A 14,067-nucleotide genomic window follows, 5' to 3' on the forward strand; every position below is an offset into this window, starting at 1 on the left:
GACGTACGCTCCAGGGCGCGGAGACGGGACCAGGCTTCGCGAACTCGCCGGCGCCTACCTGCGCAGCGCTCCGCATCGACGCCGAACCGCTTGCCTCGGGCGTCGCGCGGCGATGAGGATGGGGCCATGCCCACTTTCGCCACCCCCGACGGGACAGAACTCGCCTATCACGTCGTCGGGGAGGGCGAACCGCTGCTCTGTCTGCCCGGTGGACCCATGCGCGCGTCCGCGTACCTCGGCGATCTCGGCGGGCTGTCGAAGCTGCGCCGCCTGATCATGCTCGACCTGCGCGGCACCGGCGGCTCCGGTGTCCCCGTCGACCCGGCCTCGTACCGCTGCGACCGGCAGGTCGGCGATGTCGAGGCCTTCCGCGACCATCTCGGTCTGGAACGCGTCGACGTTCTCGCGCACTCGGCAGCCGGCGACCTGGCGATCCTCCATGCCGCCCAACACCCGCGGCGCATCCGCACCCTCACTCTGATCACCGCCCGGGCCCGCGCCCTCGGTGTCGACTTCACGGAAGAACACCGGCGGGAAGCCGCCGCCCTGCGCACCGCCGAGCCGTGGTTCGGGGCCGCGCACGACGCCTACGAACGGGTCTGGGCCGGTTCCGCCACCGACGCCGACCAGGATGCCATCAGCCCGTTCTTCTACGGCCGCTGGGACAACGCCGCTCAGGCACACGCCGCAGCCGAGGTGGAGCAGAGCAATGACGAAGCCGCGGACCGTTACGCGTCCTCCGGCGCGTTCGACCCTGCCGCGACCCGTGCCGCCATCGCCGCGTCGGACGCCGGAGTCCTGCTCCTCGCGGGCGAACGGGACAGCGGTCCGCTCCCCCGAGTCGCCGCAGACATCGCGGAGTTGTTCCCCCGGGCCGAAGTGGCCGTCCAGCCGGCCGCCGGCCACTTCCCGTGGCTCGACGACCCGCGGCAGTTCACCGGGACCGTCGAGGCGTTCCTGGCCCGAGGCGGTCCAGGAACGCCGTGACGAGCCGGGCGACGACCGTCGCCGCCGGTGTCCGTGACGCCGGAGAGCGAGAAGGCCCAGATCGCGAGGCGGTTGGGGTCGACCCCCGGCAGGCCGCGGCGAACGCCTTCGCGATCCGCCGTTCCCGCAGTTGGACGATCGCCTGCACGAGCAGGTCGTCTACCCCGTCGAAGTGGTGGAGCAGCACTTTGTGGGTGGCGCCGGCCGCTCGCGCGGCACGCCGCAGCGAGAAGTCCACGAGCCCGTTGACCGCGAGGTCCTCGGTGACGCTGTCGAGCAGTTCCTGGCGTCTGGCCTCGCCGCGCGGCGAGCCCGCCGATCGCCGGTAGCCCGTTCGTTCCGATGAGCCGTCGTCGGCAGTGGTGTTCACAGCGACGGTTTCCACGATCACCGGATGCCGCCGCGGTCCGCGGCGCCGGCCGCCGGGCACGGCGACATCTTCCGATTGCGGAGCGGACGCGCGCCGCCGACCCCGAGCCACAGCTGGGTGATCGGGGAGAAGTTACCCATAAGTATGGCGTGACTTCACAAGCTGGTAACAGTAGAACTTGTTCCCATTCCACCGAGAGTGAGGAACGTCACATGAGCGACTCTACCATGCGCGGTAACGGTTCTGGGGGCGTTTCACGCCGTCGGTTCATCGTTGGAACAGGTTCTATTCTTGGAGCCGTGACGCTCTCCGCACGGGTCAGCGCAGCCCAGGCTGCCGCCACCCCCGCGGCCGCCGTGATCGACAACGGCGCCCACGTTCCGGTTCTGGTGATCGGGACCGGCTACGGCGGTTCCGTAGCCGCCCTACGTCTCGCGCAGGCGGGCGTCAACGTGCAAATGATCGAGATGGGCATGGCCTGGGACACCCCAGGCTCGGACGGCAAGATCTTCTGCAACACGACCTCGCCGGACAACCGCTCCTACTGGCTGCGCACCAAGACCAAACAGCCCCTCAGCAACTTCTTCGGCATCCCGATCGACAAGAGCATCCCCCGCTACACCGGGATCCTGGACGCCGAGGACTTCAGCGGCATCACCGTCTACCAGGGCCGCGGCGTCGGCGGCGGTTCGCTGGTCAACGGCGGTATGGCCGTCACCCCCAAGCGCGAGAACTTCGGCGCCATCCTCCCGTCGGTGAACGCCGACGAGATGTACAACACCTACTACCCGCGCGCCAACGCGGGGCTCGGCGTCGGCATGATCGACCCGGCCTGGTTCGACACGACCGACTGCTACCAGTACGCCCGGGTCGGCCGCAAGCAGGCCCAGCGCTCCGGCTTCCCGTTCGTCTTCGTGCCGGACGTATACGACTGGGACTACATGAAGCAGGAGGCGGCCGGCACCGCGACCAAGTCGGCGCTGGCCGGCGAGATCCTGTACGGGAACAACTACGGCAAGAAATCGCTCCAGAAGACGTACATCGCCCAGATCAAGGCGACCGGCAAGGTCACCATCTCGCCGCTGCACAAGGTCACCTCGGTCTCCCCGGCCTCCGGCGGCGGCTACACGGTCCTCATCGACCAGATCAACACCAACGGCGACACCACCGTCACCAAGACCGTGACCGCGGACAAGGTGTTCTTCGCGGCCGGCAGCGTCGGCACCAGCAAGCTGCTGACCAAGCTCAAGGCCACCGGCGCACTGCCCAACCTCAACAGCGAGATCGGCAAGGGCTGGGGCGACAACGGCAACGTGATGTGCGGCCGGGCCAACCACATCTGGGACCCGACCGGCTCGCTCCAGGCGACCATCCCCTGCGGGGGCATCGACAACTGGGCCGCCGGTGGAGCGTTCGCCGAAGTCGCGCCGCTGCCGACCGGGATCGAGACGTTCGCCTCGTTCTACCTGTCGATCACCAAGAACCCGAACCGCGGCACGTTCACCTGGAACGCCGGCGCCAACCGGGTCGACCTGGACTGGCAGACCGCCTGGAAGCAGCCGTCCATCGACATGGCCAAGACGATCTTCGACAAGATCAACGCGAAGGAGGGGACGATCTACCGGACCGACCTGTTCGGCGTCTACAAGATCTGGAACGACACCCTCACGTACCACCCGCTCGGCGGCGCGGTGCTGAACAAGGCCACCGACAACTACGGCCGCCTGCACGGCTATTCCGGCCTGTACGTCATCGACGGCGCGCTGATCCCCGGCAACACCAGCGTCAACCCGTTCGTCACCATCACGGCACTCGCCGAACGGAACATCGAGAAGATCATCGCCACCGACCTGTAGCCCCGGTGCGACGGCATGATGCGACGGCCGCATGCGACCGACCGGCGCGACGGCCCGACGCGGCAGCCCGCCCCGTAGGAGACGACGGAAAGTCCCTCCTACGGGGTATGCGCGAATCCGGGGCCGGCCGGTCGCACCGGGCGGCCCCGGAACACCTCAACCCGTGGGCAGCACGCACACCGCGTCGAGGCCCAGTACGTGGTTGAGCCGGCCGAACGCCAGCCAGGAGCCGATGCTCATGCTCAGCTCCACGATCTCGACCTGGCTGTAGTGCGCGGTCATCCGGTCCCAGAACTCGTCGTCGAGGCCGTGGTGGTCCAGGGCGTAGCGCTCGGCGTACTCGGCGGCGAGGCGGGTGCGGTCGTCGAACGCGTCGGTGGTGCGCCACTCGGTCACCGCGTCGGGGAACTCCTCCTCGACCTTCTCCCCGTCCCGGTCGGTGCGCCAGTCGAGGCAGAACAGGCACCCGTTGATCTGCGCGATCCGCAGCCTGGCGGCCTCGAACTCACGCAGTCCCAGGGTGGTGTGGGCGTACACCGACAGCGAGAAGTTCGCCGCGGCCATCCCGATGCCGGGGACCATGTCGCCCCACACGTACCCGATCGGCTCCTGACCCTCGGGGATGTCGATGTTCATCGTTGCTTCCTTCCGAGTTTGCCGACTGCGGGACGCAGTGGGACGTCGAGTGCGTCGTAGATTCCGGGCTCCGCGTCCACGAGCCAGTCGATGGCGCCGACGAGCCGGCCGACCGCGGTGGCGTTCCCGCCCGCGGACCGGTTCTCGCCCTCGTCACTGGCCTCGATGGTGACCTCGATGCGCGGCCGGCCCTCGATGATCACCCGGTGTGCGCCGGTGCCGTCGGGCGGCGTCGGCCAGTCCGGTGCGCAGGACGGGTGGATTCGGGTGACGTGCTCGATGACGATGCGGGCCTCGCCCTCGACGATGCCCTGCACCTCGAACCGCACCGCGCCCTGGGTGCCGGCTTCGAACTCGCCCATCGTCCTGGTGGTCACGGTGGTCTCGAGCGGCCGCCGGGCCATCGTCTCGCGGATCTCGTCGAGTTCGACGCCGAGTGCTCTGGCCATCATCCGTATCTGACCGCCCCACACCATGGTGGGGATCGTCTCCATCAGCATCAGCGGCTCGTACTCCATCGGCTGGCCCATGCCGACGAGGTAGCGGACCGAGTCGGGCTGCTCGTAGGTGGAGTAGTCGAAGATCTCCTGACAGCGGATCACATCGATGGTGGTGCCGAGTCCGCTGATCAGCAGGGGCAGGACGTCGTTGCCCCAGCCCGGGTCGACACCGGAGGCGAACAGTGAGCCGCCGCCCTCCGCGATGGCGGCCAGTACCGGGTCGCGGAATTCCGGCGGGGCGTTGCGGTGGTCGTAGAGCGGATACAGCGCGGGACTGACGACCACGGCCCCGGCCCGGAGCGCCCGGACGATGTCGTCGAGGGCCTCGTCGGGGCGGATGTCGCCGGATGCCGCGTACACCACTGCCTGGGGACCGGCGGCCAGCACCGCTTCGATGTCGTCGGTCGCCGCGACGCCCAACTGATGGTCGAGCCCGCCGAGGTCGCCCGCGTCGCGGCCGACCTTCTCGGGGTTGTGGACAAGCACGTTCACGAGTTTCAGCGCCGGGTGGGCCTCGACGGCACGGACGGCCGCGCGGCCGACATTTCCGGTGCCCCAGACAACCGTGGAAATCATGCGGCGGAGGGTAGCAAGGGCCATCAACAGTTCATAGGGTCACGCGATCCCGTGCCTGATCAGTATTCCTGCGCCGGCGGCCTGCGGTGCGCGCCCTCCGGGGTGAAGGTGAACGTGCCGGCGAACGGGCCGTCGCCGCCGTCGGCGCGGCGCACCGCCATCACGACCGGCTGGCCGTACATCGGCGCTCCCCCCGGCGGGTTTCCCGGCCGGGTCCCGTTCCACAGGTGGAAGAAGACCATCGGATCCTCGGGGCGCTCGGTGGCGTAGCCCAGCGTCTTCGAGAACTGTGGGTTCGTACCGCCGATGAGCAGCGAGGGCGGCCCGAACGACTCGACGACATCGGTGAACCACTTGTTCTCCGCGCACCAGGCGGGCACCTCGCCGCGCAGCGCCTGGTACTCCTCGGGCGTGAGCGCCCGGTCCAGCTCCAGCCAGCCGTTGCGATGGGCGAACTCGGCGTAGACGGAGGCCGCGGCCTTCTGGTCGCGGTGGTCCGGCAGCAGCAGGGCGAAACCGCCGATGACACCGGTGGCCTGGAACGCGCCACTCGCCCGGAGCGCCTGGTTCTCGTCCCCCCAGGCCTGTTCGCGGTCGTCCACGAAGGCCAGGTGGTCGAGCAGGGTCCGCAGGGCGATCTCCCCGCCGAACATCTCCGGCCGGGGCAGGGCGGCGTTCAGCCGCCCGACCAGGTACTCGCGGATCTCCGCCGCGGAGCGCGTGGCCTCGGTCGTGGCATCGGTTGGCTTCATGTCCGAAGCTTCCCAGATGAACGGGGTGCATGATCGCGGCGACGTGCACGGGCGCCCGGACGCCCCCGGCCGGCGGCGAACCGCGCTCGTCACGGAGCCACCGGCTACTGGAGCGCCTCCAGGATGGTGGCGTTGGCGAGTCCGCCCGCCTCGCACATGGTCTGCAGGGCGAACCGCGCGCCCCGCTGCCCCATGGCGTTGACGAGGGTGGTCATGAGGCGGGTGCCGCTGGCGCCGAGCGGGTGGCCGAGCGCGATGGCGCCACCGTTGACGTTCACCTTGGCGGGGTCGGCCCCGGTCTCCTGCAGCCAGGCCAGGACCACACTGGCGAAGGCCTCGTTGACCTCGAACAGATCGATGTCGTCCAGTCCGAGTCCGGACCGGCGCAGCACCTTCTCGGTGGCGGGGATGACTCCGGTCAGCATCATCAGCGGGTCCGAGCCCGTGACGGCGAAGCTGTGCAGCCGGGCCTTGGGCCGCAGTCCCAGCCGGGCGGCCGTTTCGCTGGACGTGATCAGGACGGCGGAGGCGCCGTCGTTGACCGGGCTGCTGTTTCCGGCCGTCACCGACCAGTTGATCTGCGGGTACCGCTCGGCGAAGGCGGGGTCGGCGAAGGACGGGCGGAGGCCGGCGAGCACTTCCGGCGTCGTGCCGGGACGGACGGATTCGTCGGTGTCGACCACACCGGTCTCCGTGGTGACGGGGGCGAGTTCGGCGGCGAAGCGACCGTCGGCGTGGGCGGCGGCCGCGCGACGGTGGGACGTGGTGGCGAAGGCGTCCATCTGATCGCGGCTGATGGACCACTTCGCGGCGATCAGCTCGGCGCTGATGCCCTGCGGGACGAGCCCGTCGGGGTAGCGGGCGGCGATCCCGGGGCCGAACGGGTCGGCGCCCGCGGGCACGTTGGACCACATCGGCACCCGGCTCATCGACTCGACGCCACAGGCCACGACCAGGTCGTAGGCCCCGGCGAGAACTCCCTGGGCCGCGAAGTGCACGGCCTGCTGCGAGGAGCCGCACTGACGGTCAACCGTGGTCGCCGGCACGGACTCCGGGAACCCGGCCGACAGCCAGGCGTAACGGGTGGTGTTCATGGCCTGCTCAGCCACCTGGTCGACACAGCCGCCGACCACGTCGTCGACGAGCGCGGGATCCACGCCGGCGCGGTCGATGAGAGTGCGCAGGGTGTGGGCGAGCAGCTCGACCGGGTGCACACCGGCGAGCGTGCCCGTCGGCCGGCCCTTTCCGATCGGCGTGCGGACGGCTTCGACGATGACGGCGTCGCGCATGGCGGTCGCCTCCTCAACTCTCGAGAGCTCTGGCAGCAGCTCTCGGGCGCGATCAGTTAGTTGGAAAACTGGATTCACCATAGCGCCATAGGTTGGATTCGCAAACCCACCTGGTCTAGGCTGGCCGTATGACCACATCGCGCCCGTGCTCGATCGCCGACGCGCTCGGCATGATCGGCGAGAAGTACTCCTTGCTGGTGCTGCGCGAGGTCTTCTTCGGCGTCCGGCGCTTCGACGCCATCGCCCGCAACACCGGAGCCCCGCGCGACATCCTCGCCGCGCGGCTGCGCCGCCTGGTGGAGGTGGGCGTCCTGGAGAAGAGCCTCTACAACGAGCGGCCGCCCCGGTTCGAGTACGTCGCGACCGAGGCCGGCCGCGACCTGCGCCCGGTGCTCCTCATGCTGATGCACTGGGGCGACCAGCATCTGACGGACCTGCCCCCGACCGTCTTCCAGCACTCCTGCGGCGCCGACCTCGATCCCGCCGTCGTCTGCCGCGACTGCGGCGAGGAAGTGCGCAGCACCGACCTCACCGCCCGGTTCCAGGTCCCGGGCTGGAGCGCCGAGGGCGCGGCCTGACCCGCCTCCCGTACGGGCCGGCTTCCGTGACCGCGGAAGCCGGCCCGTACGCATGCCGTTCCGGCCAACCTGCGGTGGCGCCCGGAGGTGGTTCAGTGCGCGGAGCACCTGCTGGGCTGGCGGGAGGTGAGCCTCTTCGGATATTGGTCTAGTCCTATCTTGGTCCAGACCATTGACATGCCGCCTGCTCAAGGGGTCCCATACTCAAAGCCGCCCCGCACCAAGGGAATTGGCGGTCACCCCCCTCACAGCTTGGACAAGCATGAGAAGCATGCGCTCCCTCCGCGCGGTCCTCACCGCGACCGTCACCGCTGTGGCCGCCGTTGGCCTGGCCGCGCTCAGCGGCGGCACGGCTCAGGCGGCCACTCCCCTGCCGGCCCACGTCTTCGCCCCCTACTTCGAGGCATGGACCGGCGAGAGCCCCGCCGCCCTGGCCGCCCAGTCCGGTGCGAAGCACCTGACGATGGCGTTCATCCAGGCGGCGACCAAGGGCTCCTGCACGGTGTACTGGAACGGCGACAGCGGGATGCCGATCGCCGCCGCCAACTTCGGCGCCGACATCAAGACCATCCAGGGCAGGGGCGGCGACGTCATCCCCTCGTTCGGCGGCTACACCGCCGACAGCACCGGCACCGAGATCGCCGACAGCTGTACCGACGTCAACCAGATCGCCGCCGCGTACGAGAAGGTCATCACGACCTACGACATCTCGCGGCTCGACATGGACGTCGAGGTCGACTCGCTGGACAACACCGCGGGCATCGACCGGCGGAACAAGGCCATCAAGCTCGTCCAGGACTGGGCGGCCGCCAACGGCCGCAAGGTCGAGGTCTCCTACACACTCCCCACGACCACCAGCGGTCTCGGCGCGACCGGGCTCGCGGTGCTGCAGAACGCGGTCGCCAACGGCGCGCGGGTCGACGTCGCGAACCTCATGACGTTCGACTACTACGACAACGCCACCCACAACATGGCGAACGACACCCAGACCGCCGCCACTGGCCTGTACAACCAGCTCGCGAGGCTCTACCCGGCCAAGACGGCCGCCCAGCTCTGGGCCATGGTCGGCATCACCGAGATGCCGGGCGTCGACGACTTCGGGCCGGCCGAGACCTTCACGGTGGCCAACGCCACCCAGGTCTACAACTGGGCGGTCTCCAAGGGGATCAACACCCTCTCGTTCTGGGCACTGCAGCGTGACAACGGCGGCTGCCCGGGCGGCGCGGCCGCCGACAACTGCTCCGGCATCCAGCAGAACACCTGGGACTTCACCCACATCTTCGCGCCCTTCACCAGCGGTACCACGACCCCGGCCAACGACTTCTCGGTGACGGCCACCCCCGCCTCCGGGTCCGTGGTCGCGGGCGGTTCGGCCACCAGCACGGTGAAGACCGCGGTGACGGCGGGCCAGGCGCAGACCGTCGGCCTCACCGTCAGCGGGGCCCCCGCGGGTGTCACCGCCTCGCTGAGTCCCACCTCGGTGACGGCGGGCGGCTCCTCGGCGCTCACCCTCGCGACGACCACGGCGACCGTGTCGGGTACGTACACCATCAGCGTCACCGGTTCCGGTACCTCCGGCAGCCACACGGCGACCTACACCCTGACCGTCACCGGCGGGACGGGCCACCAGTGCACCGCCGCCGCCTGGGCCACCGGCGCCGTCTACACCAACGGCATGCAGGTCTCCCACAAGGGCCACACCTGGAAGGCCAAGTGGTGGACCACGGGCGAGGAGCCCGGCACCACCGGCGAATGGGGCGTCTGGCAGGACCTCGGCGCCTGCTGATCCCGACAACCCAGTCACACGTGGTGCTGCCCGGCGGATGTCGCATCCTGCCGGGCAGCACCACGTCCGGGGCCGAACCACCCGGGGTGATTGACGCCCCGTGAGGCGTGCGATTTCCTGTTCCGATGTCCAAGCTCCGCATCGAACAGGTCGGCGGCGAGGCCGCCGTCGAGGACTGGCAGCACGTCCACAACCTGATCATCCCGACCGGCCCGCTGTCCCTCGACGACGTGCGCGAACGCGTGCGGCGCAACCGGTTGGACGTCGCGTATCTCGGCGACGTTCTGGTGGGCTGCTCGACGGTGCGCCCGCCCGCGGACGACACCTCGACGGCGACGGTGATCGCCCGAGTGCTGCCCGCTCACCGCGGGCAGGGGTTCGGCGGGGAGATCTACGCGGAGGGGCTCGTCCAGGCGCGGAAGCTGGGCGCCGAGGTGATCGAGACCATCGTCCTGGCGTCCAACCCGGACGGGCTGCGGTTCGCGCTGGCGCACGGATTCGTCGAATTCGAGAGGTACGTGCTGCCGGGCGACACCATCGCCTACATCACGCTGAGGCTGTCCTGACCAGGCGTCAATGCTTTCGGGCTCACGGCACGGCGTCGATGGCGACGCTCGGGTTCATCGTGTCGAAACACACCCTGTCCGACGCCGGGTCCAGGTAGAACGCACCCGGGTAGTTGTCCCGCGTCATCTCGAGGTCGAAGGACGCTCCTCCGACCGGACCTTGTCCCGGTCCGCGTTCTCCACCGAGGAACCGCAGGCCGCGAGAACGGCCACCATGCCGAGCAGGAGCACACCACGACGCCCCGGAGCCGCTCCGCGCAGTGCGTTCACCGGAGCAGTCCAGCGACGGCCGTTTCACCCCACCGGGCGCCGCCGGCGGAGTCGGCCTACAACAGAGGCATGAGGACACACGAGCTTCCCGACGGACAGGGCAACGTGAGCATCGAGGCGGCCGACGAAGCGACGGTCGCCGCCATCGAGGAACTGCTGCGCCTGCACTTCCGTGCGGGTCCCGCCGTGCGTTACAGCGAGTACCACGCCATCTCGGTCCCTCACCGCGCGGTTCACCACCTCACGCTGACGCTGGACACCCGGGGCTCCACGCAGCCCTGACCGGATCCCGCTCCCGGGCGGAGGCTTGCGTTTGCGCGCGGCGTGAACAGAATCAGCAGGTGCAGATCCTGTCGTTCCCCGAAGAGGCCACCCCGTCCGAGCTGCGTGTCCAGGTGCTGGAGCTCCAGCACCAGGCGTGGCCGGCCGGGAATGCCCTGCCGGTCCCCGCCGAGGCGCCGACCCATGATCCAGCGCTTCGGCCGCTGTCGATGCTGCTCGTGGCGGACGGCACGGTGCTGTCCGCGCTGGACATCCTGTCCAAGGAGATCGTCCACGCGGGTCGGCGCCATGCCGTGGGCGGGCTGAGCACGGTGGTGTCGCGCCAGGCCACGCGCGGTCACGGCCATGGCCGGCGCCTGGTGGCCGCCGCCCGGGAGGCGATGCCCGCTCAGGGCCTGGACCTGGGGTTGTTCACCTGCGACCGGCCGCTCCAGGCGTTCTACGAGAGCGCCGGCTGGCAGCTGCTCCCCGGGGCCGTGCTCGTCGGAGGAACGCCGCAGGCTCCCTTTCCGAGCGACCAGCCGGGCTTCGGCAAGATCACCATGGCGGACTTCTTCTCGACCGCGGGACGGCAGGCGCGGGATGCGTTCGCCCACTCCCGCATCGAGCTGTACCCGGGCGAGATCGACAAGCTCTGGTGACGTTCCCCCGGGTCCGCTGACGGCATGCATGCGGGCTATGCGGCACATCGGGCGCACACTGGAGCCATGCCCCTACCCGCAACGCACCAGTGCCGTACCTGTTCCACCGACGCCACCGACGGAGCGACGCTGCACGAGGACCTCGTCGTGGGCGCTCCCCTGTCCATGGAAGCACTCGACGAGGCGCAGCGCCTGGACCGGTTCGCCCGCAAGTACGCCCATGACGGCTGCCGGGTGACGGAAGTCCGCCAGGTCCCTTCCGGCAGCACCAGCGGCTACGCATGGTCCGTCCGCTTCCTCGACCAGGCCTGAGAAAGCCTCCGGCCCACCCCGCACCCGGCCCAACCCGTACCCGGTCCACCCCGTACCGGCCCGGCCTTCGCACGGTCCGGCCGGTGGCGCGGATTTTCGACGTCATGACGGCTGACGGTCCTGCCGGACACGGGCGTGAAAGTGCATGTCATGCCAGCCGTCGGCGTGCAGCGCCGCTCCGCGGCGGATTCCCTCCTCCTCGAAACCGGCCTTGACCGCCACCCGGCACGACGCCTGATTGGCGGTCGAGTGCTGCAGCTCGATGCGGTGGAACCCGCCCTCCCCCAGCGCCCAGCGCGTCAGCACCGTGACCGCGCGGGGGCAGAGCCCACCACCGCGTGCCGACGGCACCGTCCAGTAGGCGAGTTCGGCCTTGCCGTCCGCCAAGGCCAGGGACTTCAGGGCGATACGGCCCAGCAGCGCGTCACTCGTGGCATCGACGATCGCCCAGTGCCCTTCCCTCTCGTCCCGCCAACCGCTCTGCCACCCTCTGATCCACTCCCGCGCCTCGTCCACGGAATCGGCTCGCCGCACATGCCAGCGCTGGATCGACGGATCCTGGAACGCGTCCCGCACGGCCTCGGCGTCGGCGAGCAGCCAGGGGCGGAGGGACGCGTCGGCGCCGACCGGCAGAACCGGCTGGCCGGAGGCGGCGAGAGCACCGGTGGGTATCGCGGGAGCGACCAGAAAGGGCATGGGCGGCATTCTTCCAGCACCGTTCAGGGCCCTCGCTGCACCGTGAGCCGCGCACGGGCCCCGCCTCACGGCCAGCCCGCCCCCGGCACGTCGACCTCGACACCGAGCACCTGACCGCTGCCCGGAGCCACCAGTTCGGACATGCCCCGCCATTCCGCCGCCACCATGAACAGCGTCGTCCCGTCCGGTCCGCCGAGCGCGCAGGCGAAGCCGCCGCGGTCCAGCTCGACGACCCGCAGCACCTCACCGCCCTCGGCGACGCGCACGCATCGCCTGCCGGGCACATCGGCGTACCAGACCGCGCCCTCGGCGTCGGTGCAGATGCCGTCGGGGGTGCCCTCGCCGAGGTCGGCCCAGACGCGCCGGCCGGACAGCCCGCCGTCCGCGCCGATGTCGAAAGCCACCAGGCCGTGCCGGTACGAGTCCGCGACGATCAGGGTGGAGTTGTCGGCCGTCACCGCCATCCCGTTGGGGAACATGATGTCGTCGGCCACCTGGCGCACCGACCCGTCCGCCGCCGCCAGAAAGACGAACCCGGGTTCGACCGCCTCGCCGGCCAGCGGATCGAAACCGACGCGGTTGACGTAGGCGTTGCCTCGGCCGTCCACCACGATGTCGTTCCATCCCGGCATGCCCAGCTCCGCGTGGACCACCAGCGACTGATCGGGCTCCCGGCGCAGCAGCAGTCCATCGGGGGACGAGACGATCACCAGCCGGCCGTCCGGGAGCCAGGCCGTACAGAGCGGCAGGGACTTCACGCGGGCGATCACCTCGCTGCGGCCCTGGAGGTCCACGGCGACGACCTCGCCCGCGGACCAGTCGGAGAAGTACAACCGGTCACCGTGCCAGCGCGGCGACTCGAGCAGCCCCCGCCCGGAAAGCAGCGTCCGCACCTCGTTCATCCGTCTCACAGCCCTTCGTCCGCGCCGACACGGCCCGCCGGCGTCCCACCCTCCATACGAACGGGGCCCGGCCGAATCGACACTCCCCGAACAGCCGGTTGCGGTGCCCGCGTCACCGTCCGTAGCGCCAGGGCATGAGCAGCCTCGTGACGCACCGGCGGCGGGTCCATGACGAGGGTCCGCCAGCCCGCTTCCGGCCTACGAATCCGCAGCTCTGCGCTGTCTGCGGAGCCGGTCAGGCGAGTGTGCGAGCCCCTTGGCGCGATGACGCGGCGTAACCGTCGATGGCCGTGGACGCTCCCCCGGGCCAGGTCCTCGCCGGGCCGACCCCCCACCGCGCGGGTACCGTTCAAGATGTGTTCAGTTCCCGTGCAGGACGACACGCGGATGTATGGCGCCCTCCAGCCGGGACGCCATGAGCTGGGCGCTCATGGCGGTCGACCCGACGAGCGGGGCCTCCCTTCTCGCGGCCTTCGGCGCACTGGCCGTGCTGGTGGTGGTCTTCGCCGAATCGGGTCTGCTGGTGGTCGGCTTCTTCCTGCCCGGCGACACCCTGCTCTTCCCCGCCGGAGTGCTCTGTGCCGGCGGCGTCGAATCAGGTCCGCACCTGTCCCTGTGGCAGGTGCTCCTCTGTGCCGCCGTCGGGTCGATCGCCGGCGCGCAGGTCGGCTTCCTCCTGGGGCGGCACGGCGGTCGCGCGGCGCTGGCCCGCAGCCGGAACGAACGGCTGAAGTCGGCGGTGTCCCGCTCGGACGAGCTGCTGCGCCGCTACGGATACCGCAAGGTGATCGTGATCGGCCGCTTCATCCCCGTGGTCCGTACGGTGCTGAGCCCGCTGGCGGGCGCGCTGAAGGTGCCGGTGCGCACGTTCACCCTCTGGCAGATCGTCGGGGGCCTGGCCTGGTCGCAGAGCCTCGTGCTGGCCGGCTACTGGCTGGGGAACGCCGTACCGGGCATCGAGCGCTACCTGCTGCTGATCGTCGCGCTGATCGTCGCCGTCTCGCTCCTTCCGCTGCTGTTCGAGGCCCGTGGACGTTCCCGGTCCCGGTGACGGGCCCCCGGTGACCT

At 70.1% G+C, this 14,067-nt stretch carries 17 protein-coding genes; 9 read left to right on the top strand and 8 right to left on the bottom strand.

What is annotated here, in order from left to right; translation table 11 throughout:
* Positions 1-126: 126 nt before the first annotated feature.
* Entirely contained in the window at positions 127-987 is an 861-nt protein-coding gene (locus LNW72_RS03825; protein WP_250974031.1) for an alpha/beta fold hydrolase, read from the top strand.
* Here LNW72_RS03825 and LNW72_RS03830 read toward each other — a convergent pair.
* Entirely contained in the window at positions 935-1,357 is a 423-nt protein-coding gene (locus LNW72_RS03830) for a hypothetical protein (protein WP_250974032.1), read from the bottom strand. The genes LNW72_RS03825 and LNW72_RS03830 overlap by 53 nt on opposite strands.
* Positions 1,358-1,584: 227 nt before the next feature.
* Between LNW72_RS03830 and LNW72_RS03835 the strand changes: the two genes are divergently transcribed.
* The gene (locus tag LNW72_RS03835) at positions 1,585-3,213 is read left to right on the top strand and encodes a GMC oxidoreductase (protein WP_374117397.1); all 1,629 of its coding nucleotides are present in this window, start codon (positions 1,585-1,587) and stop codon (positions 3,211-3,213) included.
* 156 nt (positions 3,214-3,369) lie between these two features.
* Here the strand turns inward: LNW72_RS03835 and LNW72_RS03840 are convergent, their stop codons facing one another.
* From LNW72_RS03840 to LNW72_RS03855, 4 genes are all read right to left on the bottom strand, one after another.
* Complete coding sequence (locus tag LNW72_RS03840; protein WP_250974034.1) at positions 3,370-3,849, bottom strand: carboxymuconolactone decarboxylase family protein; 480 nt, start codon at positions 3,847-3,849, stop codon at positions 3,370-3,372.
* Entirely contained in the window at positions 3,846-4,925 is a 1,080-nt protein-coding gene (locus LNW72_RS03845) for a dihydrodipicolinate reductase (protein WP_250974035.1), read from the bottom strand. Before LNW72_RS03845 ends, LNW72_RS03840 begins: the two co-directional genes overlap by 4 nt.
* A 59-nt stretch (positions 4,926-4,984) precedes the next feature.
* Positions 4,985-5,677: a hypothetical protein gene (locus LNW72_RS03850; RefSeq protein ID WP_250974036.1), complete on the bottom strand. Its 693-nt coding sequence runs from the start codon at positions 5,675-5,677 to the stop codon at positions 4,985-4,987.
* 104 nt (positions 5,678-5,781) lie between these two features.
* Positions 5,782-6,966, bottom strand: a complete 1,185-nt coding sequence (locus tag LNW72_RS03855) for a thiolase family protein (RefSeq protein ID WP_250974037.1) — start codon at positions 6,964-6,966, stop codon at positions 5,782-5,784.
* Between the two features lie 128 nt (positions 6,967-7,094).
* On the opposite strand from LNW72_RS03855, the gene LNW72_RS03860 reads away from it, so the two are divergent.
* The 3 genes from LNW72_RS03860 to LNW72_RS03870 all read left to right on the top strand — a co-directional run bounded on the left by LNW72_RS03860 (position 7,095) and on the right by LNW72_RS03870 (position 9,896).
* The gene (locus LNW72_RS03860; protein ID WP_250974038.1) at positions 7,095-7,544 is read left to right on the top strand and encodes a helix-turn-helix domain-containing protein; all 450 of its coding nucleotides are present in this window, start codon (positions 7,095-7,097) and stop codon (positions 7,542-7,544) included.
* A gap of 262 nt (positions 7,545-7,806) precedes the next feature.
* Positions 7,807-9,330 carry a chitinase gene (locus LNW72_RS03865; protein WP_250974039.1) on the top strand — a complete coding sequence of 508 codons (1,524 nt, stop codon included), beginning with the start codon at positions 7,807-7,809 and terminating at the stop codon, positions 9,328-9,330.
* Between the two features lie 125 nt (positions 9,331-9,455).
* Positions 9,456-9,896: a GNAT family N-acetyltransferase gene (locus LNW72_RS03870; protein ID WP_250974040.1), complete on the top strand. Its 441-nt coding sequence runs from the start codon at positions 9,456-9,458 to the stop codon at positions 9,894-9,896.
* A gap of 123 nt (positions 9,897-10,019) precedes the next feature.
* On the opposite strand, the gene LNW72_RS03875 is transcribed toward LNW72_RS03870, so the two are convergent.
* Entirely contained in the window at positions 10,020-10,166 is a 147-nt protein-coding gene (locus LNW72_RS03875) for a hypothetical protein (RefSeq protein WP_250974041.1), read from the bottom strand.
* A gap of 69 nt (positions 10,167-10,235) precedes the next feature.
* Here LNW72_RS03875 and LNW72_RS03880 point away from each other — a divergent pair, with 69 nt between their 5' ends.
* The 3 genes from LNW72_RS03880 to LNW72_RS03890 all read left to right on the top strand — a co-directional run bounded on the left by LNW72_RS03880 (position 10,236) and on the right by LNW72_RS03890 (position 11,401).
* Complete coding sequence (locus LNW72_RS03880) at positions 10,236-10,448, top strand: hypothetical protein (RefSeq protein WP_250974042.1); 213 nt, start codon at positions 10,236-10,238, stop codon at positions 10,446-10,448.
* Between the two features lie 59 nt (positions 10,449-10,507).
* On the top strand, positions 10,508-11,089 hold the full coding sequence (locus LNW72_RS03885; RefSeq protein WP_250974043.1) for a GNAT family N-acetyltransferase: 582 nt from the start codon (positions 10,508-10,510) through the stop codon (positions 11,087-11,089).
* Positions 11,090-11,155: 66 nt separating this feature from the next.
* Positions 11,156-11,401, top strand: a complete 246-nt coding sequence (locus tag LNW72_RS03890) for a hypothetical protein (protein WP_250974044.1) — start codon at positions 11,156-11,158, stop codon at positions 11,399-11,401.
* Positions 11,402-11,503: 102 nt separating this feature from the next.
* On the opposite strand, the gene LNW72_RS03895 is transcribed toward LNW72_RS03890, so the two are convergent.
* On the bottom strand, positions 11,504-12,097 hold the full coding sequence (locus LNW72_RS03895; protein ID WP_250974045.1) for a GNAT family N-acetyltransferase: 594 nt from the start codon (positions 12,095-12,097) through the stop codon (positions 11,504-11,506).
* A gap of 65 nt (positions 12,098-12,162) precedes the next feature.
* Positions 12,163-12,999, bottom strand: a complete 837-nt coding sequence (locus LNW72_RS03900) for an SMP-30/gluconolactonase/LRE family protein (protein ID WP_250980008.1) — start codon at positions 12,997-12,999, stop codon at positions 12,163-12,165.
* A gap of 391 nt (positions 13,000-13,390) precedes the next feature.
* Here LNW72_RS03900 and LNW72_RS03905 point away from each other — a divergent pair, with 391 nt between their 5' ends.
* On the top strand, positions 13,391-14,050 hold the full coding sequence (locus LNW72_RS03905; protein WP_250974046.1) for a DedA family protein: 660 nt from the start codon (positions 13,391-13,393) through the stop codon (positions 14,048-14,050).
* The last annotated feature ends 17 nt before the right edge of the window (positions 14,051-14,067 follow it).

The organism is Streptomyces sp. RKAG293 (genome assembly GCF_023701745.1).
Lineage (GTDB): Bacteria > Actinomycetota > Actinomycetes > Streptomycetales > Streptomycetaceae > Actinacidiphila.

Excerpts from the sequence above, each read along its gene's own strand:
- LNW72_RS03860 (WP_250974038.1), top strand. The coding sequence starts at position 7,095 with ATGACCACATCGCGCCCGTGCTCGATCGCCGACGCGCTCGGCATGATC.
- LNW72_RS03870 (WP_250974040.1), top strand. The coding sequence starts at position 9,456 with ATGTCCAAGCTCCGCATCGAACAGGTCGGCGGCGAGGCCGCCGTCGAG.
- LNW72_RS03865 (WP_250974039.1), top strand. The coding sequence starts at position 7,807 with ATGAGAAGCATGCGCTCCCTCCGCGCGGTCCTCACCGCGACCGTCACC.
- LNW72_RS03895 (WP_250974045.1), bottom strand. The coding sequence starts at position 12,097 with ATGCCCTTTCTGGTCGCTCCCGCGATACCCACCGGTGCTCTCGCCGCC.
- LNW72_RS03855 (WP_250974037.1), bottom strand. The coding sequence starts at position 6,966 with ATGCGCGACGCCGTCATCGTCGAAGCCGTCCGCACGCCGATCGGAAAG.
- LNW72_RS03880 (WP_250974042.1), top strand. The coding sequence starts at position 10,236 with ATGAGGACACACGAGCTTCCCGACGGACAGGGCAACGTGAGCATCGAG.
- LNW72_RS03835 (WP_374117397.1), top strand. The coding sequence starts at position 1,585 with ATGCGCGGTAACGGTTCTGGGGGCGTTTCACGCCGTCGGTTCATCGTT.
- LNW72_RS03900 (WP_250980008.1), bottom strand. The coding sequence starts at position 12,999 with ATGAACGAGGTGCGGACGCTGCTTTCCGGGCGGGGGCTGCTCGAGTCG.
- LNW72_RS03825 (WP_250974031.1), top strand. The coding sequence starts at position 127 with ATGCCCACTTTCGCCACCCCCGACGGGACAGAACTCGCCTATCACGTC.
- LNW72_RS03890 (WP_250974044.1), top strand. The coding sequence starts at position 11,156 with ATGCCCCTACCCGCAACGCACCAGTGCCGTACCTGTTCCACCGACGCC.
- LNW72_RS03845 (WP_250974035.1), bottom strand. The coding sequence starts at position 4,925 with ATGATTTCCACGGTTGTCTGGGGCACCGGAAATGTCGGCCGCGCGGCC.
- LNW72_RS03840 (WP_250974034.1), bottom strand. The coding sequence starts at position 3,849 with ATGAACATCGACATCCCCGAGGGTCAGGAGCCGATCGGGTACGTGTGG.
- LNW72_RS03905 (WP_250974046.1), top strand. The coding sequence starts at position 13,391 with ATGGCGCCCTCCAGCCGGGACGCCATGAGCTGGGCGCTCATGGCGGTC.
- LNW72_RS03850 (WP_250974036.1), bottom strand. The coding sequence starts at position 5,677 with ATGAAGCCAACCGATGCCACGACCGAGGCCACGCGCTCCGCGGCGGAG.